This window comes from Streptosporangium album (genome assembly GCF_014203795.1).
GTDB classification, from domain to species: domain Bacteria; phylum Actinomycetota; class Actinomycetes; order Streptosporangiales; family Streptosporangiaceae; genus Streptosporangium; species Streptosporangium album.
On sequence record NZ_JACHJU010000001.1, the window covers coordinates 1461520 to 1481694 of the forward strand.

Consider the following 20175-nt stretch of genomic DNA (forward strand, 5'->3'; position numbering starts at 1 on the left):
CCGTCCTGGAGGAATGCCTCCGCCGGGTGGGGGCCAGACCTCATGGTTATCTGCGATAGAGCGGGGAGGCGTCGTGGGAGTGGTCCGCAAGATCGGTGTCGAGCGGTCGGTCCCGGCGCTCAAGGACGCGATTGAGGGATTTCTCGCCGGGGTGTCCAATCCCAACACGGCGCGGGCCTACGCCACGGCGTTGCGTGCTCTGACCGAGAGGTTCGGTTCCTACACCCCTATGACCGTGTTCGAGGGGGAAGCCGCGGCTGATCGAGTCGCCGCCTGGTTCATCGAGCGGTGGGGATCGGCCTCGGCTGCCACGGTCAACGCCCGGCTCAACGCGTTGGCCTCAGCTGTCGGCTGGTGGCGGGATCAGGGCTGGATCATCGAGGACCCGTTGCGCCGGCTCAAGCGTCGGCCGGTCGAGGCCGACCGCACCCGTTCCCTGGATCGCGGCGAGGTCGCCGAATTGCTCGGCCGGGAGGGGATCGCGCTACGTGAGCGAACGTTGTGGCGGCTGCTGTACGAGTCCGCAGCGCGGTCTTCGGAAGCTCTGGGCCTGGATGTCGATGAGCTGGACTTGCGCAACCGGCGGGCCCGAGTACGGCGCAAGGGTGGCGCGGTCGACGTCATCGTCTGGCGCACCGGCACCGCCCGGCTGCTACCCCGTCTGCTGGACGGGCGCCGGAGCGGGCCGGTGTTCACCACCGACCGGCGTGCCCGGGTGGAACTGCCGCCGGCCGACGTCGACGCGGGCAGCGGGAAGGCGCGGCTGTCCTACCGCCGGGCGGCCGAGCTGTTCGAGACCGCCACCGGCGGCTGGACACTGCACCAACTCCGGCACTCGGCGCTGACCCACGCGGCCGAGGACGGCGCCAACACCTCCACCCTGCTGGCCTACTCCGGGCACACCTCGGTCGCCTCACTGGCCCGCTACGCCCGAGTTTCCGGCGAAGCACTCGCACGCTGGCAATCGGGACGTGATCCCGCCGCCCGCAGGCGCTGAGGAAAACGATGGAGGCCAGAGAGCGTTCATCCCCCTCGTATCCTCCTCGGATAACGATCGGCCTGCCGTCCGGTGAGCGCAGGCTCAGACGCAGCCGCCCGGCTTCAGGGACTTGGACCAGGCCGGGAGTACGTCGGTGATCTGCGGACGGGTTATGGACCAGAGTTCACGCCCTCGCCCCGGCACGAGTTCCTGGCCGCCCAGGAGGACGTAGGAGGTCTTGTCGAAGATGAAGGATTCGCGGCCCCGGTTGTCCACCCGGGTCACGGCGATGCCCGATTTGCCAGTGGCGTCCTTGAGCTCTTCCGTCTCGATGCCCGGCAGGGTCGCGGCGAGCTTGAAGATGGCCGCCTGCTGTTTGGGCGGGATCGGCCTGCTGAGGACGCCGACGACGCCGCGCCAGATCTGGGTCGCGGCGTCCTTGTTGAGGACCATCTCGTTACCGCGTTCGGCCAGCTTGTGCCGGAGCTGCTCCTGGTCGGTCGGCCACCCACGGAGGTCGGCGTAGGCGGGGCCGCCGCGGCCGGGGCACCGGGTCAGGAGTTCCTTGTACTCGCGGTCCTGGGGGTGGGACTTCGACGGCTTGTGCCACCACAGTTCTGGGCGGGAGCCGTCGACGGACTCCCAGACCTCACCCGTGATGTGGCGCGGACCGACGTTGGGAACCCCGTTCTCGCTGTGCGACTCCGCGATCCGCTCGTAGTGGAGGTACTGGTCGTCGCGGGGTTCCGGCCACGGGGTGGCGGTCGCGGCCTCGGCCGCCAGCCTCAGGACCTCGGCGGCGCTCACGGGAGCGGAGGGGTTGAACGTCTGGACGGCGATCACTCCTGCGGTCATCGCCGCGACCAGGCCGCCTGCCAGCATCAGACGCCGCAGGCCGGCCGCCCGGGGCCGCCGCTTCGTGCGGGCCTCGGCCAGGAGGGCGGTACGGGCGGGGGCGAGGCGGTCCGCCGTGGGGTGCGCCTTGTCGGCGAACAGGTCGCGGAGTTCGGTCAGGTCGGTTAGTTCGTTCATGAGGTCTGCTCCGTCGTGGGGTCGGTGCTGCCGAGGGCGTCGCGGACGATGGCCCGCGCGCGGTTGAGGCGGGAACGGACTGTTCCGATCGGGATGGACAGGGCGTTGGCGACCCCCTCGTAGGTGAGGTCGGCCCAGGCCACGAGCAAGAGGACGTCGCGGTCGCGGGCCTTCAATGAGGCGAGCGCCTGGGCGAGAGGGCGGCGTACGGCATGCGCGCTCGCCCGCTCAAGAGCTTGTTCCGCGGCGTCGTCGGCGTCGGGAAGCACGCCCATTTTCGAGTACGCCTTATAGCGGTGTATCTCGGCGCGCTGATGCCGGCGGATGAAGTTGGTCGCGAAGCCGTACAACCAGGGGAGGGCCTCCGGACGGGCGGTGTCATAGTCGCGGCGCTGCCTGAACGCGGCGAGGAACGTCTCGGAGACGACGTCGTCGGCCGTGTCGTCGCCGAGCCGGCGGGCCACATAACGGTGGATGTGCCCTGCGTGCCTGTCGAACAGCAAGGCGAAATCCTCGGGATCTCGCCACGACCGTTCGATCAGGGCGGCGTCAGACAGGGTCGTACTGAGCGGCATGGGGGTGGGCCTTCTTAAGGAAGTAGTGTCGTCCGTCTTTCACACAAGTCAGGAAACGAGTTCACGGGACGCTGCCGACCGCCCGGCAGGCTCGGGTGAAGGCCAAGAGCGCGCGCCAAGATCCGCCGCCGCGGCCAGGCGCGGGAGAACTTCGTGCTGGAGACCGTCTACTGGGTGCCGACCGTCGCCGGCCGGTGATCGGGAGGAGTGTCGCCGCCGCCGAGACGCCGTTCTGACTGGGTGTGGGGCCTACTGGTGGGGCCCCGGTACCTCAACCGCCGACACCCTGGTCAGGATGGGTGTCGGCGGACTCACCCAATGGTCGCGAACCTCCGGGTAGTTCGGGCAGGGCGAAGGAGTAGCGGCCCAGCATGTTCACGTGGGCGTGGATGAAGGGTGAAAGGCGGGCAACGTCTTCATCGCGCACGGTGAAGCCCTGGACGCGCAGCTTGGTCAGGGCGGCGTCCATGTAGCGGGTGTTGAACAGCACCACGGCGTTGAGGACCAGGCCGAGCGCGCCGAGCTGGTCCTCCATACCTTCTTGGTAGCGCTGGTAAAGGTGGCCGCGTTTGCCGTGGAAGATCCGCCGGGCCAGTGCGTGACGGCCTTCCTGCAGGTTGGACTGGGCCTTGATCTCGTGCCGGTAGGTCGGCTCATCGGCCATCCGCAGGATATGCAGGGTTTTGGGGATGCGCCCGTAGTGGGCGATCGCGTCGCCCAGCGGGGTGGGCCGGCCGTCGCGAGAGAGCATCCGGATGACGTCGTGGGCGCGGACCGCGCCGGTGTGAATGGAGGCGATGATGCGGCAGATGTCGTCCCAATGGCGCTCGACCTTGTCCAGGGCGATGCGTCCGCGCGCGATGTGCTGCAAGGGCCCGTAGTCGGCGCGCGGGTCGATGCGCCACAGTTTCTGGTCGGGCAGGTCCGCCGGCTGCGGGGCGTAGGAAAACCCGGCCAAGGTGAGGAGGCCGTAGACGATGTCGCTGTAGCCGGCGGTGTCGGTGACGATCATCTCGGGGCGTTTGCCTCCGTCGCGGTCATACAGCACGTCCAGCACGTACAACGAGTCACGCGGGGTGCCCGCCACGACCATCCCGCCCAGTCCAGAGGCCTGGTCATTCAGCATATTCAGCCAGGTCGCGCCGCGGCCCCGGCCGAAGTACTTAGAGTGCCCGGCAATAGGGATCACTTCAGTCGCTTGGTCGTCGGGCGGATGTCCCAGCGATAACGCTTGCGGGCGCGTTGGATGAGCTGACGTACGGCGACGAATGCGGCGGCCAGGTACAGGTAGAAGTCCACGATCTGGCCGTCGCGGTCGGTGCAGCGGCGGGCCCTCCCGTACCCGTTCATCCAGGAGTTCGTTCGCTCGACCACCCAGCGCTTACCGACCTGGATCGGCGCGGGCACGCCCTTGCGGGAGATCTCACCGGTAACCCCGGCTCTTCCAGTACGGCACGGCTCGGCGCGTTGTCATAGGCCGTGTCCAGATGCGCGATCACGCCGTCCGGCATGGCTTTGACCTGTGTCAACGCCGCGTCCAGGGTGGGGCCCAGGAGCGGGGGGTCATGCCGGTTGGCCGGGGCGGAGACGATGCCCAGCGGGATGCCGCCGCCCTCGGTGGCGGTGGAGCGCTTCAGCCCGCCACCCCCGCGTGCGCCCATTGTCTGAGACGGCGTCTGATCGTCCGATCCGAGCAGGCTGCCGTCGCGATCCGTTCGTATCCCGATCCATGGACCAGGGCATCGATGACGTGCTCGAACACCACGCGGTCGGGGATCCGGCGTCGATGGCAGCCCAGCGGGTGATCTGGGTGGAATTCGGGGCGGTCCCCGCCGATCACGGCGTGGAATTCGACCCAGACGGGTTCCAGTAGGGATGATGGCACGGCAGGCACGGGCACCTCGGTGATCACTGAGCGTAGAGAACTCCATGATCACCCCGTCCGTGCCTGTTCGCATCTCACCTCGACCCGCAGGCGAACCGCCATCCCTATTGCCGGGCGCTCTTACTGAGGGACATCCCGGTGTTTCCACGGTGCTCGGCCCTGAGGTGGTGGGAGAGGGAGGCTTCAGCGGCGGCGACCGACCCTGAACGGCCACGGCGCGGATCGCTTCAGCGTCAGCGAGCCCGCTGGGCGGCCCGGAAGGGAGCGGCTACGGTCCGCACGCCGTACGGCGGAGCGGTCTGGCGCGGAGGTGGGCAGGTGTTCCGGCCGGCGTATAAAAAACCGCAACCGTCGCGCCCGCCAGGCCGGAGGCCTGAAACACCGGACGGCAACTGCGACGGCCGGCCGGAACACCTGCCCACCGCAGCGCGAACAACGAAAACCCCGAAACACCCACAGCGCGAACCGAGAAACCCGAAACACCCACAGCGCGAACACCGAAACCCCGGAACACCCGCGGCGCGAACAGCCAAGGCAGGAGTCACTCGTTCTGGGCGGGACCCGACGTGGAGGTGCACGTGAGATTGGTCTCGGGCTTGTAGACGGTCTTCTTCGTCTCCCGCTTGACCTCCTTGCCCTCCTGCTTGAAGACCCGGGTCACGTCGATCGTGAACCCCTGCTGGCCGACCATCGGAAGACAGGAGGGACCGGTGCCGGTGGCGTTCCGGAACGGGGTGAAGTCATAGCGCTGGGAGGAGAGCGACTCGATGTCGTAGCGCTTGGTGCTCCAGAAGGCGACCGTGACCGAGGTGGCCGTGGAGGAGGTCTTCACCAGCACGCCGTACTTGGAGTCGTTCTTCCAGCGGAAATCCGGCCCGGGCCAGGAGACCGTGGATTCGCGGCCGGCCGGGTAGCGCGAGATGTAGAACTCGTGCGCCACGTGCTGGACATCCTCAAGGCCGCCGAAGAAGACCGCGTTGTACATGGTGGTGACGAACTGGGAGATGCCGCCGCCCACCGAGTCAACCAACCGCCCGCCTTCGATCATGGGGGCCGGGACGAAGCCACGGGCCGCGTCGCGCTGGCCGATCACGCCGTTGAGGGAGAAGGTCTCGCCGGGCTTGACCAGATATCCGTCGAGGAGTTTGGCGATCGTGCGGATGTTGGTCACCCGGGATACGCAGCATGCGTACGGAGTGGTGAACTCGCTGATCTTCTCCTCGATGCCGAGCTTGCGCGCCTCGGCGTCGGAGACGCGGGGGTTGACGTTCGTGAGAACGACCGGGATCGTCCTGCTGCCGCCCTTGGTGACCATCCGGGTCACGGCGTCGGCGAGCTTTTCGTCGTTGATGCCCTTGCCGCTGCGGCCGGGGACCAGCTCCGGCGTGGTGCCGACGATCCGGAAGGTGGGCTCCTGGGGGGCCTGAGCGGGGTCGACGAGCTTGTTCTCCACGGCTGCGACGGCGTTCTTGGCGTCGAACACCGGGACCATGCTGCCGGCGCTTTCGGCCTTGAAGGACAGGTGGGCGGCCAGGGTATCCACCGGTAGCTGGGCCTGCCTGCCGGAGGAGGTCAGAGTGACCGGACCGGACAGAGCCTTGCCGGCGTCGGCGGCGGCCTTCTCGACCGCCCCCTCCGTCGCCTTGGGCTTGATCACCGAAACCGGCAGCTCGACCTCGCCGCCGGCGCCCAGGAAGGCTTTCCTGATGGCTCCGGCCGCGGCCTCCCGCTCCAGTTCGTGACCGTCGCGAGGGGTCACCACGACCGGCTTGGTGCCCTTGAAGGTGACCTCGCCCTCGCGTACCTTGAGGTCGATCTTCTTCGCGAGGGCCGTGACAGCGCTGTCCATGTGCTCGGGGTCGACGGAGACCTGAGGGGCCAACTCGGTGGTGCCGGTCAGCGCCCGCCAGACGTCCATCGGGCCGGGGAAGCCGCTGGACGCCTGGCCGATGGTGGCGACGATGTCGAACTCCAGCCCGGCGTTCTCGGGGTCGAGGGAGTATTTCCTGCCCGCGGCCAGGAGGGTCATCTCCTCGCCGACCTTGCCCTGCAGCCGGTCCCTGAGCTTGTCCGCCGCCTCGGTCGCGGTCAGCCCGCCGATGTCGACGCCGTGGACCCGGGTGCCGGGCAGCATCTTGCCGGACATGATGATCGCGGGCACGGCATAGGCCAGGCCGGCCAGCAACAGCAGGACGACGACGGCGAGGAGGGATCTGCGTCCCCTGCGACGGGGGGGCTCCGTGAAATGGGGCGACTCGGGCTGCTGGGGGCCGCCGGACGCCGTCTCGTCATGCTGCCGCAAGGAGCGCTCGGGCGGGGCGGCCATCTGCCAGGGCTGGGGTGGGGGGGCCACAGGCGGCAGCCCGGGGGCGCCTTGGAGGGAACCGGCGGGCCGGCCGAATCCGGAGGGCGCCGCGGGCTGGCCGGCCCCGGAGGGACCGAAGATGTCAGGCGAGACACCGGGAGGGAGCCGCGAGCCGCCCTTGGGCTGCTCACCGGGGAGAACGCTGGGATCGCGGGCGCCCGGCCGGACCGGGCGCGAGGGGAGTGGAACCGCCGCGAACGGGTCCGTCGGTGGGTCTATCGACGCTCCGGCGTTCCGCACGGCCTCCGTCTCCTCCTGCTCCGCAGTTTTTTACCTTCGTTAACCCTAGACCACATTCGTCAGTCAAGACCCGAAAAGCAGTAACGAATCAGCCTGTCCACCGGTAACGGTGTTCGGGTCGCCCGGCGGTGCCGTACCTCGGCCGGAGTTCGGCCTGGCCTGTCGCGCACAGGTACTCGAGGTAGCGGCGGGCGCTGACCCGGGAGAGGCCGGTGAGCGCCGCCGCCTCGGCGGCCGACAGGTCGGTGCCGGTCTCCCTGAGCGCGTCCGCGACCAGGCCACAGGTGGTGGACGACAGTCCCTTGGGGAGCGGCGGCGGCCCTCCTTTGGCCGTGCCGAAGAACCGGTCCACCTGGTCCTGGCCGACCGTGGAGCCGATCGCGGCAAGCTGCCTGCGGGTGTCGGCGTACTGTTCCAGGCGTTCGGTCAGCGCTCCGGCGGTGAACGGTTTGATCAGGTAGTTCACCGCGCCGCCGCGCATGGCCGCGCGGACCGTGGCGACGTCCCGAGCGGCGGTGATCACCAGGACGTCCACCGGGTGGGAGACGCCTCTGAGCGTCATGAGCACCTCAAGGCCCGACATGTCCGGCAGGTAGATGTCGAGAAGCACCAGGTCGGGCCGGTGCTCGGCCACCGACGCGACCGCCGCTCTCCCGGTGTGGGCCGCGTTGACCACGGTGAATCCGGGCACCCGCGCCACGTAACCGCTGTGGATCCGGGCCACCATGAAATCGTCGTCCACGACGAGCACGCGGATCACTGCGGCCTCCCCATGGGAGGCGGCTCTTCCGTTCTGCCGCCCGGCCTGACGTCGTCCCGCCGGGGCAGCAGGGCCGTGAAGACGGCGCCGTCCGCGTTGTGCACCCGCACCCAGCCGCCCCGGCGCGAGCACGTCTGGCGGGTCAGGGCCAGACCGAGGCCGCGCGGACCAGCGTGAGCGATCTTGGTGGTGAAACCCTCGCGGAACACCTCCTCGGCCAGACCGGGGGTGATCCCGGGGCCGGAGTCACCGACCCGGACGTGCAGGCCGTCGGTCTCGGTGCGGACCGAGACCTCGACCACTCCCCCGATCCCCTCCAGCGCGTCGAGGGCGTTGGCCACCAGGTTGCCGACCACCAGCACGGCGTCACGGGGGTCGCCGAGCACGCCCTCCTCCACCCGGGCGTCCTCGGCGAGCACCAGGGACGCGCCCCGCTCGGCCGCCTCTGCGGACTTGGCCAGCAGCAGCGCGGCCAGCGTCGGGTCGGCGACCTTCTCCCGGATGCCGGACGCGTGCCTGCCGTAGGCCTCGGAGGTCTGGGTGATGTAGTTGACGGCGGTCTCGTGCTCGCCGAGCTCCAGCAGCCCGACCACGGTGTGCATCCGGTTGGCGAACTCGTGTGCCTGGGCGCGCAGCGCGTCGGTCGTGCTGCTGGCCCGGTCGAGTTCGCGCGCGAGTTCGACCAGCTCGGTGCGGTCGCGCAGGGTGACCACCCAGCCGCTCTGCTGCTCGCGGACCGCCACCGGGGTGCGGTTGAGCACCAGCACGCGGTCGCGGTGGAGAACCACCCGGTCGTCACCCGGGTCGGCACCGTCCAGCACGTCCCGCATCCGTTCCGACAGGGGCATCTCGCGCAGACCCCGGCCGACGTCGTGGACGGACAGTCCGAGCAGGTCGCGGGCCGCGTCGTTGACCAGCGTCACCCTGCCCTGCAGGTCAAGGGCGAGCACCCCCTCCTTCACCCCGCGCAGCACCCCCTCCCGCTGTTCGAGCAGGGCCGCGATCTCCCGGGGCTCCAGTCCGAAGGTCTGGTGGCGGACCCGCCGGGCGATCAGCCCGGTGGCCGCGGATCCGGCGAGCAGTACGGCGAGCACGGTCCACAGCAGCGGTGGCAGTGCCGAGCCGAGCTCGTCGGCGACGGTGTCCTGGAGCACGCCGACCGAGGCCAGGCCGATGACCTGACCGGAGGGGTCGAAGATCGGGGCCTTGCCGCGGACGGAACGGCCGAGGGTGCCGGTCTGGATGCCGGTCCAGGTGTGGCCGCTGGTCAGGATCTCCGAGCCGTCGGTGGACAGCCGCTTGCCGATCAGAGCCGTGTTGGGGTGGGCGTAACGGATCTGTTCCCGGTTGGCGATCACCACGTAGTCGGCACCGGTGGCCGCCTGTACTCCCGCCGCGATCGGCTGCAGGCTCTGCTCGGGATGGACCCGGGCGAAGGCCTCCCTGACCTGGGGCAGCCCGGCGACGGACTCGGCGATCGCCAGCGCGCGCTGCTGGTACTGCCGGTCGAGCTGACTGCGGGTGTGTTCCATCCAGACGCCCGCCGTACCGCCCACCGCGAGAACCACGATCACCGTCTGCAACACGAACAGCTGGGTGCCGAGGGAGGCGTTGAGTATGCGTCGCACGAATGAACTCCCTGCTCAGGGTGCCTATGAAAGCAGCCGGAGGTAACGGCGGGGTCGCGATGGCCGCGACCGACGTGACCAATACGACCGATACGACGGCAACCTCGCAAAGGATCGACACTGTCGCCTGCGGCACCCACCATCCTCACCACGCTTTTCTTTACGTTGTTTGGAGTTGACCATGCGTCTTCGGAGACTCGCCGCCCTGGCGGCCCTGTCCCTCGCCGCCCTCACCGCGTGCGGCTCAGGCTCGGGCTCGGGCTCGGGCGTCGGCACGCTGAAAATCATGGCTCCGGCCTCGCCCGGCGGAGGCTGGGACCAGACCTCCCGTACGGCGGAGCAGGCCTTCAAGTCGGCCGACCCGTCCCGCAAGGTGGAGGTCTACAACGTCCCCGGCGCCGGTGGAACCATCGGCCTGGCCCAGCTCGCCGGGGAGAAGGGCAACGGCAACCTGCTGATGACCATGGGTCTGGTGATGGTCGGCGCGGTGGAGCAGAACAAGTCGAAGGTCACGCTGACCGAGACCACGCCCGTCGCGAAGCTCACCGAGGAGTACGAGATCGCCGTGGTCCCGGCGGCCTCGCCGTACAAGACACTGGCCGATCTGGTGGCGGCGTGGAAGGCCGACCCGGCGAAGATCGCGATCGCGGGCGGGTCGGCCGGAGGCACCGACCACATCGTGGCGGGTCTGATGGCCAAGGCCGCCGGGATCGATCCCAAGCAGGTCAACTACATCGCCCACTCGGGTGGCGGTGAGGCGCTCAACGCGCTGCTGGGCAACAAGGTCGCGCTGGGGATCTCCGGTATCGGCGAGTTCGCCGAGCACGTGAAGTCCGGCAAGCTCCGGGCTCTCGGCGTGAGTTCGCCCGCCCGGGTCGACAGCGTGGACGCGCCCACCCTGAAGGAGGGCGGTCTGGACGTCGAGCTGGCCAACTGGCGCGGGTTCGTGGCCCCGCCCGGGCTGGACGACGCCGCCAAGAAGAACCTGACCGACCTGGTCACCAAGATGCACGACTCGCAGGCGTGGAAGGACGCGGTGGCCAAGAACGGCTGGATCGACTCCTTCCAGACCGGCCAGCAGTTCGCCGACTACCTCGCGGCCGAGCAGGCCAAGGTCAAGACCATCATCGCGGAAATGGGACTCGTCTCCTGATGGACTCCACCGAAGAGCCGACCGGCGCCACCGACGGTGGCGCCGGTCCGGCGTACTCATGGCGGCGGCCGGAGCTCGCCCTGGCGCTGCTCGTCCTCGGACTGGGCGTGTTCGTGATCGTGGGGACCGCCGACGTCCGCGCCGCTGGCTCCGCGCTGGGGCTGGGTCCCCGGTTCTTCCCGGTCATCGTCGGCTCCGCGCTGCTGCTGATCGGGCTGTTCTATGTGATCGACGTGGTCCGGGGCGGCCACGGTGAGCCCGAGGAGAGCGAGGACGTCGACGCCGGCGCACGCGCGGACTGGCGGACGGTCGCGCTGGTCAGCGTGATCTTCCTGGCCTTCGCCGGACTGCTGGACCTGCTCGGCTGGATCATCGCGGGCGCGCTGCTCTTCTTCGGCCTCTCGCTGGTACTCGGGGCCACCCGGCGCCTGCACGCGGGGGTGATCGCGATCGTGCTGTCCACCGTCACCTATCTGGCGTTCGTCAAGGGGCTGGGCGTGACGCTGCCCGCGGGACTGCTGTCGGGGGTGATCTAGATGGAGTCGTTCCAGCTCCTGATGGAGGGGTTCGCGACCGCGCTGACCCCGGTCAACCTGCTCTACGCACTGGTCGGCGTCACCCTCGGCACGCTGGTCGGCGTGCTGCCCGGCATCGGCCCGGCCATGACCGTGGCGCTGCTGCTGCCGATCACCTTCACCGTCCCCCCGGCCAGCGCGTTCATCATGTTCGCCGGGATCTACTACGGCGGCATGTACGGCGGGTCGACCACCTCGATCCTGCTCAACACGCCCGGTGAGAGCTCCTCGATGATCACCGCGCTGGAGGGCAACCAGATGGCCAAGCGGGGGCGTGCCGCCCAGGCACTGGCCACCGCCGCGATCGGTTCCTTCATTGCGGGCACGATCGCCACCGGGCTGCTCGTCGTCGCGGCCCCCCTGGTGGTGAACTTCGCGATCTCGTTCGGCCCCGAGGACTACTTCGCGCTGGCCATCCTGGCCTTCACCGCGGTGTCGTCGGTGCTGTCGCGCTCGGTCGTGCGCGGGCTGGCCTCACTGGGACTCGGCCTGGTCATCGGGTTGATCGGCATCGACCAGCAGACGGGACAGGCTCGGCTGACCCTGGGCATTCCGCAGCTGCTCGACGGCATCGACATCGTGATCGTCGCGGTCGGCCTGTTCGCGCTGGGCGAGGTGCTCTACGTGGCCTCCCGGCTGCGGCACGGCACGCCGGAGGTCATCCCCGTCGGCCGGGCCTTCCTCGGCCGCTCCGACTGGTCGCGGTCCTGGCGGCCCTGGCTGCGCGGCACCGCGCTCGGCTTCCCGTTCGGGGCGCTGCCGGGCGGCGGCGCGGAGATCCCCACCTTCCTGTCGTACTCGATCGAGAAGCGCCTGGCCCGGGGAGTGGCCCGCGAGGAGTACGGCAAGGGCGCCATCGAGGGCGTCGCCGGTCCCGAGGCCGCCAACAACGCCTCGGCCGCGGGCACCCTCGTCCCGCTGCTCACTCTGGGCCTGCCCACGTCGGCGACCGCCGCGATCCTGCTGGCGGCCTTCCAGCAGTACGGCCTGCAGCCCGGCCCGCAGCTGTTCGACCACAACCCGGCGCTGGTCTGGGGCATGGTCGCCTCGCTGTTCGTCGGCAACACCATGCTGCTGGTGCTCAACCTGCCGCTGGCCCCGCTCTGGGCGCGGGTGCTGAACATCCCCCGCCCCTACCTCTACGCGGGCATCGTGCTGTTCGCCGCCCTGGGCGTCTATGCGCTCAACTCCTCCTGGGTGGAGCTGGTCATCCTCTACATCCTGGGCATGCTGGGCTTCGCGATGCGCCGCTTCGGACTTCCGGTGGCGCCGGCCGTGATCGGCATGATCCTGGGCCCGATGGCCGAGATCCAGCTCCGCCGGGCCCTGGCGATCGGCGCGGGCGACGTGACCGTGCTGGTGCGGAGCCCGATCGCGGCGGCGCTGCTGGCGGTCGCCCTCCTGGTGCTGCTGGCCCCGGCGGTCGGGAAGCTGCTCACGCGTCGGTCGCGTGCCACCACGTCAGGACGGGAGTCCGGGGAATAGCCGTGTTCTCCGATTATGTACGAGCCGCCGGGGCTCGACGATCTCGTGGGAGCCGTCTGACGGAGGACGCCGGGCGGAGGATCTCGGGTCTGCCCACGGGTGGCCGCCGGCGGATCGCGCAGGCGCCCGGCTGGGATATCCCAGCCGGGCGTCCGGCCAAGCTCCTGGCCGTCGTCGGCCTCCGCGACCTATTCGGAGACGCCGAGCTTCTCCAGCAGCAGCTCACGCGCCCGGCCGGCGTCGGCCTTGCCGCGGCTGGCCTTCATGACACCGCCGACGAGAGCGCCGACTGCGGCGATCTTGCCGCTGCGGACCTTGTCGGCCGCCGCGGCGTTCTCGGCCAGAACCTGGTCGATGATCGCCGTCAGCTCACCCTCGTCGTTGACGATCTGCAGGCCGCGTGCGGCCACCACCTCGTCCGGGGAGCCCTCGCCGTTCAGCACGCCCTCCAGCACCTGGCGGGCCAGCTTGTCGTTCAGCGCTCCCCCGGCGACCATCGCGCACACCCGGGCGATCTGGTCCGGGGTGATCCGCAGTTCGCTGAGCGGGACCGCGGCCTCGTTGGCCCGGCGGGCCAGCTCGCCCATCCACCACTTGCGGGCGTCCGCGGGCGGGGCCCCGGCGGCGACGGTCGCCTCGACCAGGCCGATGGCGTCGGCGTTGTGCATGGCCTCCATGTCGAGGCCGGAGACGCCCCACTCCTGCTGGAGCCGCTTGCGCCGTACGCTCGGCAGCTCCGGCAGGGTCTCCTTGAGAGAGGCCACCCACGCGGTGTCGGGGGCGATCGGCACCAGGTCGGGCTCGGGGAAGTAGCGGTAGTCCTGCGCCTCCTCCTTGGACCGGCCCGACGTGGTGGTGCCGGTGTTCTCGTGGAAGTGGCGGGTCTCCTGGAGGATCCGGCCGCCACCCGCGAGGATCGCGGCCTGGCGCTCGATCTCGCCGCGGACCGAGCGCTCGACACTGCGCAGCGAGTTGACGTTCTTGGTCTCGGTACGGGTGCCCCACTCGGAGGAACCACGCGGCATGAGGGAGACGTTCACGTCGAAACGCATGGACCCCTCCTCCATGCGCACATCCGAGACGCCGAGGCCGCGCATGACCTCGCGCAGCTCGGTGCCGTAGGCACGGGCGATCTCGGGAGCGAGCCGGTCGGTGCCGGGGATCGGCTTGGTGACGATCTCCACCAGCGGGATGCCCGCGCGGTTGTAGTCGACGATCGAGTAGTCGGCGCCGTGGATCCGGCCGGTCGCCCCGCCCACGTGGGTGGACTTACCGGTGTCCTCCTCCAGGTGGACCCGCTCGATCTCGATCCGCACCGTCCTGCCCTCCACCTCGACGTCGAGGTAGCCGTCGGAGCAGAGCGGCTCGTCGTACTGGCTGATCTGGTAGTTCTTCGGCATGTCCGGATAGAAGTAGTTCTTCCGGGCGAAGCGGCACCACTCGGCGATCGAGCAGTTGAGCGCCAGGCCGATGCGGATCGTCGACTCGATCGCCGCGGCGTTGGCCGTCGGCAGCGCGCCGGGCAGGGCCAGGCAGACCGGGCAGACGTGGGTGTTCGGCGGAGCGCCGAACGTCGTCGGGCAGCCGCAGAACATCTTCGACGCCGTGCCCAGCTCGACATGCGTCTCCAGGCCAAGCACCGGCTCGAAGCGCTCCAGCGCCTCGTCGTACGGCATGAGCGTATGGGTGGTGCTCACAGGTAACCAAGTCCCTTCAATGCGTTCCTCGTCTCGGCGACCCAGTCGGCGTACGCGGGCACCTGGGCCAAGATCGCGAGATCGATGTTCCGTCCTATGTATTCGAAGTAGTCGCGGATCGGTTTCCCCCGCCGCGGAACGGTGGCGGCCAGGATCCCGGCCGGGTCGGTGATCCTCTCGACGTCGCGTGGACGGGCGGGCAGCAGGCCGAGCTCGCTCCCCTCCAGACCGGCCCACACACCGCGGTCGGCGAGCAGCCAGGCCTCGGTGTCTCCCAGCCCGATGACCGGGACCAGGTAGTGCGAGTGGTAGCGGACACCGTCCGCCTTTCCGCCTACCTTGCCGCGCTCCCGCAGGTCGTCGTGGGTGAAGAGTAGATGGCAGTCCGCCGCGAGCTCCTCCAGCGCCGTGACCATGTGCTCCCGGTCGCACGAGACGACCTCCGTCGCCTCGACGTCGACCGCGTAGGGCGACATCCAGGTGAGCTCGCGGAGCTGCCGGGAGATGACGACGCCGAGGAAACCCTCGTCGGCCTCCCCCTCCGCGACCAGACCCGGGACAAGCGGACGGCTCATGCCGCGGCGCCCAGATATTTGCGGACCTGCCGGGGCGAGACGAACGTGCCCGGCTCACCGTCCGGCATGACGGGCTTGGCGACGGTCACCCGTGAGACCCGGTCGTTGTCGGGGTCGACCCGGACCGCGGTGTCCAGGAAGGTCAGCGCGTCGGGATCGGTCTGGTAGATCTCGGCGACCACCACCGGGGAGTGGCTGGTGAGGATCACCTGCCGGAACGGCCTCGCGCCGCCCGGCTCGACGACGCGCTGCCGGATCCGGCGGAGCAGCTCGCCGAGGCTGGCCGGGTGCACGCTGTTCTCGATCTCCTCCACCAGGAGGGTGCCGGGATGGTCCGGATCGTGCAGGGCGGCGAGCAGCCCGAGGGTCCGCAGGGTCCCGTCCGACAGCAGCGCGGCCGGCACCTTCCCCTGACCGTCGACGACCAGCTCGAAGGAGCATTCCTCACGGTCGACGCGGGGCAGCAGCGCGACCACGTCGGGAAGCACGCCGGCGAGGTCGACCATGAGGTCGGCCAGCGCGGCCGATCCCGCCATCCGCCCGAGCACCGCGGCGAGGTTGGCACCGTCCGCCGCGAGCGGGCCGCGGTCGGCCGGGGAGCACCGGCGGCGCATGGCCACCGGCGACGGGACGTGGCGGCGCCACGACTGGACCGTACGGCGAGGCGTGATCTCCGGCTCCGGATCCTCGACGATGAGCTCCAGCAGCTCCTCCGGGAGTCGGTGGGCCATATGGCTGATGACGGACCCGCTGGACCTGGGGATCCTGAGCACCATCTCCGCGCCCACGTCGAACCGGATCGGCAGCAGCGCGCCGGGCTCCGGCGAGATCAGGGCCTCCACCGAGACGACGAACCCGGGAATGGGCGCCCCTCGCGCCACCCGGTGGAACTGCTCCCCCGGCAGGCCCCTGCGCGCGTCGAGCAGGCCGCCGGAACCGGCGATCTCGTCGGCGACGAACGTGAGGGCGTCGAACAGGTTCGACTTGCCGCTCGCGTTGGGACCGACCAGCACGAGGAAGGGCGGCACGTCGAGGTCGAAGTTCAAGAAGGACTTGAACCCGTCGATCTCGATCCGAGTGATCATGCCGCCTTTCCCCCCTGTCGCCCTGTCGCCTCGAAGCCCTTAAAGCGCCGGGGCCTTGGACAGCAGGCTGCCGCCCCAGCGCCCTTCGAGGGCCTTCTCCACCGCGGCGCCGACCCGGTAGCAGCGGTCGTCGCCGAGCACCGGGGCCATGACCTGCAGGCCGACCGGCAGGCCGTCCTCGTCGGCCAGGCCGATCGGCACCGAGATGGCCGCGTTGCCCGCCAGGTTGGTCGGGATGGTGCACAGGTCGGCGAGATACATCGCCATCGGGTCGTCGGCGCGCTCGCCGATCGGGAACGCCGTGGTCGGCGTGGTCGGCGAGATGAGCACGTCCACCTGGTGGAAGGCCGCCTCGAAGTCACGCGCGATCAGTGTGCGGACCTTCTGCGCCTGGCCGTAGTAGGCGTCGTAGTAGCCGCTGGACAGCGCGTAGGTGCCGAGGATGATGCGCCGCTTGACCTCGGGGCCGAAACCGGCCGCCCGGGTCAGCGCCATGACCTCCTCGGCGCTCCGCGTGCCGTCGTCGCCGACGCGCAGGCCGTACCGCATGGCGTCGAAGCGGGCCAGGTTGGACGAGGCCTCCGACGGGGCGATCAGGTAGTAGGCCGGGAGGGCCGTGGTGAACGACGGGCAGGAGACCTCGACGACCTTCGCGCCCAGCGACTCCAGCAGCTCGACGGTCTCGTGGAAGCGGGCGAGCACGCCGGCCTGGTATCCCTCGCCGCCGAACTCCTTGACCACGCCGATGCGCAGCCCGGCCACGTCACCGTTGCGCGCCGCCTCGACGACCGAGGGCACCGGGGCGTCGATGGAGGTCGAGTCCATGGCGTCGTGGCCGGAGAACGCCTCGTGCAGGAGCGCCGCGTCCATGACGTTGCGGGCGAAGGGCCCGGGCGTGTCGAGGGAGCTCGCGAAGGCGATCACGCCGTAGCGGGACGAGCCGCCGTAGGTCGGCTTCATGCCGACGATGCCGGTGACGGCCGCGGGCTGGCGGATGGAGCCACCGGTGTCGGTGCCGGTGGACAGCGGGGCCTCGTAGGCCGCGACCGCGGCGGACGAGCCGCCGGAGGATCCGCCCGGGATCTTGCTCAGGTCCCACGGGTTGCGGGTGGGGCCGTAGGCCGAGTTCTCCGTGGAGGAGCCCATCGCGAACTCGTCGAGGTTGGTCTTGCCGAGGATCACCAGCCCGGCCTCGCGCAGGCGGCGGGTCACGGTGGCGTCGTACGGCGGGCGATAACCCTCAAGGATCTTGGATCCGGCCGTGGTCGGCATGTCGACGGTGGTGAAGACGTCCTTGTGCGCGATCGGCACGCCGGCCAGCGGGCCGAGGTCCTCTCCCGCGGCCCTGCGGGCGTCGACGGCCCGGGCCTGCTCGAGGGTCGTCTCCGCGTCGACGTGCAGGAAGGCGTTGACCTGCGGTTCGACGGCGGCGATCCGGGCGAGGTGGGCCTGGGCGACCTCCACGGCCGAGACCTCACCGCTCGCGATCAGCGCGCCCAGCTCGGCGGCGGACGTGTGGATGAGGCTCATGCTTCCTCCCCGAGGATGCGCGGAACACGGAAGCGGCCGTCCTCGACCGCCGGGGCGCCCGACAGCGCCGCCTCGGGCGACAGGCCGGGGCGTACCTCGTCGGGACGGTAGACGTTGGTGAGCGGGAGCGCGTGCGAGGACGGCGGGATGTCGTCGGCCGCCACCTCGGCGACGCGGGCGACCGCACCGATGATCACATCGAGCTGGGCGGCGAAGTGGTCGAGCTCCTCGTCGGCCAGCGCCAGCCGGGACAGCCGGGCGAGGTGAGCGACCTCGTCGCGGGTTATGGCGGACATGAGTCGTTGAACCCGTTTCGTGGAATGGCAATTGGACACTGTCATCTTAGGGCTCGTGACCTAACGTGCCTGACTCATTAACCGCCCGGTAACCACCCGAGGACCCACGGCGAAGAGCGAGCCGCCCGCGCCTCCGGGACATCAGGGGCGGGCGACGGGTTTCCGGGGCCGTCCGTGGGGTGGGAAAGAGCGCGGGGGCGTGTGCTCCCCACGCTCTTCAGGCTCTCTGGGAGTCGAGCACCTCGGCGGAGCTCGGGAGATGGAAGCCGGGCGTGGCCGGGGCGCGGTGTTTGCGGAGCCAGACGGTGGCGTCCGCGGCGGACATGGGCTCGGCGAACAGCCAGCCTTGGGCGAGGTCGCATCCCATGCGGGTCAGGCGGGTGGCCACCTCGGCCGACTCGACGCCTTCGGCGACCGAGCGCAGCCCCAGGGAACGGACCAGGTCCACGATGGAGCGGACGATCCGCTCGTCGTCCTTGGACTCCCCGATCCTGCGGACGAACGACGCGTCGATCTTGACCTCGGAGACCGGCAGGCGCTGCAGGCGGACCAGCGAGGAGTAGCCGGTGCCGAAGTCGTCCAGGGCGAGCGGCACACCGAGCGAGGCCAGGGCGCGGACCGCGTCCGCGGTGTAGGCCTGGTCGGTCATCAGGATGCGCTCGGTGACCTCGAGCTGGATGGCCTTGGGCGGCAGCCGGTACTGCGCGAGGCCGGCCTCCAGCCGGTCGGGAAGGGCGGAGTCGAGCAGGTCCCGGGCGGAAACGTTTACCGACACCTGCTCGTGCAGACCGGTGTGCCACCAGTGGGCCGTCTGCTCCAGGGCCGCGTCGATGACGTACTGGGTGAGATGCCGCATGAGGTACGACTGCTCGGCCATCGGCACGAACTCTCCCGGGGAGATCATCCCCCGCTCGGGGTGACGCCACCGCAGCAGCGCCTCGACCCCGCGCACCTGCCCACTGGCCAGGTCGAGCTTGGGCTGATAGTGGAGCCGGAGCTCGGAACGGTCGATGGCCCTGCGCAGGTCGCCGATGAGATTGAGCCGTTCGGGACTGTTCCGGTCCTTGTCGGCGACGTAGATCTCGACACCGGTCCGTCCCTCCTTGGCCAGGTACATCGCCACGTCGGCCCGTTGCAGCAACAGCTCGAAGTCCGGCGCGTGGTCGGGGTGGAGCGCGATGCCGATCGAGGCGTCCAGGTCGAAGGTCATCCCCTCCAGGCGGACCGGCTCGGTGAGGGCCACCCGCAGCCGCGCGGCCACCTCCCGTGCCGCGGCGGCGTCCCTGACCGAGGGCAGCAGCACCGCGAACTCGTCGCCGCCGAGCCGGGCCACCACGTCGCCCGGCCGTACGCTGTGGGTGAGCCGGTGCGCCACGATCTGCAGCAGCCGGTCACCCACCGGGTGCCCCAGCGTGTCGTTGACCTCCTTGAACCTGTCGAGATCGAGCAGCAACAGGCCGACCTGCTCGCCCATCCGCGTCTCGGCGAGCGCCTCTTCGGCGCTGAACACCAGCATCTTGCGGTTGGGCAGGCCGGTGAGGACGTCGTGCATCGCCTGATGGTCCCGGCGGAGCGACATGGTGGCGGTGAAGTAGACCGCGGCCAGCGGCGCGACGAACAGCGGAACCAGCGCCGGGGAGTGGTTCATCACCACCACGACCAGCGGGGCCATTCCGAGCAGCCCGGCGTAGACCAGGCTCTGGTGACCGATGGTGGTCCTGATCACCCGGCTGATCGACCGGCGTTCGTGCAACGCCACGGCGCCGGACACCAGCAGCCCCCGGACCACGAAGTAGGCGAGCCCGGCCAGCCCGATGGCGAGCAGGTCGGGCCCTCTGGGCACCCAGGACGCCTCCGGCGCCGGACCGCCCCCGAGCAGCACGAGCACCCCGCCGGCCGCGGTGCAGGCCAGCGTCGCCTGCGCGATGTTGAACATGACGCGGTGCCACGCCTTGCGGGTGACGACGCTGTTGACGACCATGCCGACCGCCTGCATCAACACGGCGATCGGCAGCCCGTAGTGGAGCAGCGCGGCGAAGGTGAACATCGTCGACGGGTAGGTGCCGCCCACCGTCGCCGACGACGACAGCAGCACCGGCCGCAGCTCGCCCAGCACGACGAGGATCGTCAGCATCCAGAACAGCGGGCTGTGGGCGAGGGCCACCGTCTCCGGTGGGCTGATCCGCCACTGGGCCAGGACGAGGGTGGTGAACCCGATCGTGATGACGGTGGCGAGATAGGCCCACAGGGGTGACCCGGCACGGGGCCCGGTGTCGCGTGTGTCATTTGGGTCGGCCATGAGTTACAAAACCCCC

15 protein-coding genes and 2 pseudogenes are annotated in these 20175 nt (G+C 70.0%); 4 read left to right on the forward strand and 13 right to left on the reverse strand.

Annotated features, from left to right (window positions below; translation table 11 throughout):
- Positions 1-73 precede the first annotated feature (73 nt).
- Entirely contained in the window at positions 74-997 is a 924-nt protein-coding gene (locus FHR32_RS06935; RefSeq protein WP_221465295.1) for a tyrosine-type recombinase/integrase, read from the forward strand.
- Positions 998-1081: 84 nt separating this feature from the next.
- On the opposite strand, the gene FHR32_RS06940 is transcribed toward FHR32_RS06935, so the two are convergent.
- The 7 genes and pseudogenes from FHR32_RS06940 to FHR32_RS06970 form a co-directional block, all read right to left on the reverse strand.
- The gene (locus FHR32_RS06940) at positions 1082-2011 is read right to left on the reverse strand and encodes a CU044_5270 family protein (protein ID WP_184753532.1); all 930 of its coding nucleotides are present in this window, start codon (positions 2009-2011) and stop codon (positions 1082-1084) included.
- Positions 2008-2586 (reverse strand): RNA polymerase sigma factor, encoded by a 579-nt coding sequence (locus FHR32_RS06945; protein WP_184753533.1) that lies wholly within the window; start codon positions 2584-2586, stop codon positions 2008-2010. Before FHR32_RS06945 ends, FHR32_RS06940 begins: the two co-directional genes overlap by 4 nt.
- 271 nt (positions 2587-2857) lie before the next feature.
- A pseudogene (locus tag FHR32_RS06950) lies at positions 2858-3751 on the reverse strand (Tn3 family transposase); the annotation flags it as partial.
- A gap of 20 nt (positions 3752-3771) precedes the next feature.
- A pseudogene (locus tag FHR32_RS06955) lies at positions 3772-4480 on the reverse strand (transposase family protein).
- A 532-nt stretch (positions 4481-5012) separates the two neighbouring features.
- On the reverse strand, positions 5013-7076 hold the full coding sequence (locus FHR32_RS06960; RefSeq protein WP_184753534.1) for a VanW family protein: 2064 nt from the start codon (positions 7074-7076) through the stop codon (positions 5013-5015).
- Positions 7077-7164: 88 nt separating this feature from the next.
- The gene (locus FHR32_RS06965; protein ID WP_184753535.1) at positions 7165-7836 is read right to left on the reverse strand and encodes a response regulator; all 672 of its coding nucleotides are present in this window, start codon (positions 7834-7836) and stop codon (positions 7165-7167) included.
- Positions 7833-9464, reverse strand: a complete 1632-nt coding sequence (locus FHR32_RS06970; RefSeq protein WP_312882092.1) for an ATP-binding protein — start codon at positions 9462-9464, stop codon at positions 7833-7835. Before FHR32_RS06970 ends, FHR32_RS06965 begins: the two co-directional genes overlap by 4 nt.
- Positions 9465-9645: 181 nt before the next feature.
- Between FHR32_RS06970 and FHR32_RS06975 the strand changes: the two genes are divergently transcribed.
- The 3 genes from FHR32_RS06975 to FHR32_RS06985 are packed head-to-tail and all read left to right on the forward strand — an operon-like array spanning position 9646 to position 12677.
- Complete coding sequence (locus tag FHR32_RS06975) at positions 9646-10617, forward strand: Bug family tripartite tricarboxylate transporter substrate binding protein (protein ID WP_184753536.1); 972 nt, start codon at positions 9646-9648, stop codon at positions 10615-10617.
- Positions 10617-11153: a tripartite tricarboxylate transporter TctB family protein gene (locus tag FHR32_RS06980; RefSeq protein WP_184753537.1), complete on the forward strand. Its 537-nt coding sequence runs from the start codon at positions 10617-10619 to the stop codon at positions 11151-11153. Before FHR32_RS06975 ends, FHR32_RS06980 begins: the two co-directional genes overlap by 1 nt.
- Positions 11154-12677 carry a tripartite tricarboxylate transporter permease gene (locus tag FHR32_RS06985; RefSeq protein ID WP_184753538.1) on the forward strand — a complete coding sequence of 508 codons (1524 nt, stop codon included), beginning with the start codon at positions 11154-11156 and terminating at the stop codon, positions 12675-12677.
- A 188-nt stretch (positions 12678-12865) separates the two neighbouring features.
- On the opposite strand, the gene gatB is transcribed toward FHR32_RS06985, so the two are convergent.
- From gatB to FHR32_RS07015, 6 genes are all read right to left on the reverse strand, one after another.
- On the reverse strand, positions 12866-14374 hold the full coding sequence (gene gatB, locus FHR32_RS06990) for an Asp-tRNA(Asn)/Glu-tRNA(Gln) amidotransferase subunit GatB (protein WP_312882094.1): 1509 nt from the start codon (positions 14372-14374) through the stop codon (positions 12866-12868).
- Entirely contained in the window at positions 14371-14949 is a 579-nt protein-coding gene (locus FHR32_RS06995) for a hypothetical protein (protein WP_184753539.1), read from the reverse strand. Before FHR32_RS06995 ends, gatB begins: the two co-directional genes overlap by 4 nt.
- Positions 14946-16034 (reverse strand): AAA family ATPase, encoded by a 1089-nt coding sequence (locus FHR32_RS07000; RefSeq protein WP_184753540.1) that lies wholly within the window; start codon positions 16032-16034, stop codon positions 14946-14948. The genes FHR32_RS06995 and FHR32_RS07000 overlap by 4 nt, the downstream gene beginning before the upstream one ends.
- A 39-nt stretch (positions 16035-16073) precedes the next feature.
- On the reverse strand, positions 16074-17564 hold the full coding sequence (gene gatA, locus FHR32_RS07005; RefSeq protein ID WP_184753541.1) for an Asp-tRNA(Asn)/Glu-tRNA(Gln) amidotransferase subunit GatA: 1491 nt from the start codon (positions 17562-17564) through the stop codon (positions 16074-16076).
- Entirely contained in the window at positions 17561-17860 is a 300-nt protein-coding gene (gatC, locus tag FHR32_RS07010) for an Asp-tRNA(Asn)/Glu-tRNA(Gln) amidotransferase subunit GatC (RefSeq protein WP_184753542.1), read from the reverse strand. Before gatC ends, gatA begins: the two co-directional genes overlap by 4 nt.
- A 217-nt stretch (positions 17861-18077) precedes the next feature.
- Positions 18078-20159: a putative bifunctional diguanylate cyclase/phosphodiesterase gene (locus tag FHR32_RS07015; protein ID WP_184753543.1), complete on the reverse strand. Its 2082-nt coding sequence runs from the start codon at positions 20157-20159 to the stop codon at positions 18078-18080.
- Positions 20160-20175: the final 16 nt, after the last annotated feature.

What these genes read in the sequence shown, in the direction of transcription:
- FHR32_RS06940 (WP_184753532.1), bottom strand. Translation starts at nt 2,011, where the DNA reads ATGAACGAACTAACCGACCTGACCGAACTCCGCGACCTGTTCGCCGAC.
- FHR32_RS06945 (WP_184753533.1), bottom strand. Translation starts at nt 2,586, where the DNA reads ATGCCGCTCAGTACGACCCTGTCTGACGCCGCCCTGATCGAACGGTCG.
- FHR32_RS06975 (WP_184753536.1), top strand. Translation starts at nt 9,646, where the DNA reads ATGCGTCTTCGGAGACTCGCCGCCCTGGCGGCCCTGTCCCTCGCCGCC.
- FHR32_RS06980 (WP_184753537.1), top strand. Translation starts at nt 10,617, where the DNA reads ATGGACTCCACCGAAGAGCCGACCGGCGCCACCGACGGTGGCGCCGGT.
- FHR32_RS06985 (WP_184753538.1), top strand. Translation starts at nt 11,154, where the DNA reads ATGGAGTCGTTCCAGCTCCTGATGGAGGGGTTCGCGACCGCGCTGACC.
- FHR32_RS06995 (WP_184753539.1), bottom strand. Translation starts at nt 14,949, where the DNA reads ATGAGCCGTCCGCTTGTCCCGGGTCTGGTCGCGGAGGGGGAGGCCGAC.
- FHR32_RS07000 (WP_184753540.1), bottom strand. Translation starts at nt 16,034, where the DNA reads ATGATCACTCGGATCGAGATCGACGGGTTCAAGTCCTTCTTGAACTTC.
- gatA (WP_184753541.1), bottom strand. Translation starts at nt 17,564, where the DNA reads ATGAGCCTCATCCACACGTCCGCCGCCGAGCTGGGCGCGCTGATCGCG.
- gatC (WP_184753542.1), bottom strand. Translation starts at nt 17,860, where the DNA reads ATGTCCGCCATAACCCGCGACGAGGTCGCTCACCTCGCCCGGCTGTCC.
- FHR32_RS07015 (WP_184753543.1), bottom strand. Translation starts at nt 20,159, where the DNA reads ATGGCCGACCCAAATGACACACGCGACACCGGGCCCCGTGCCGGGTCA.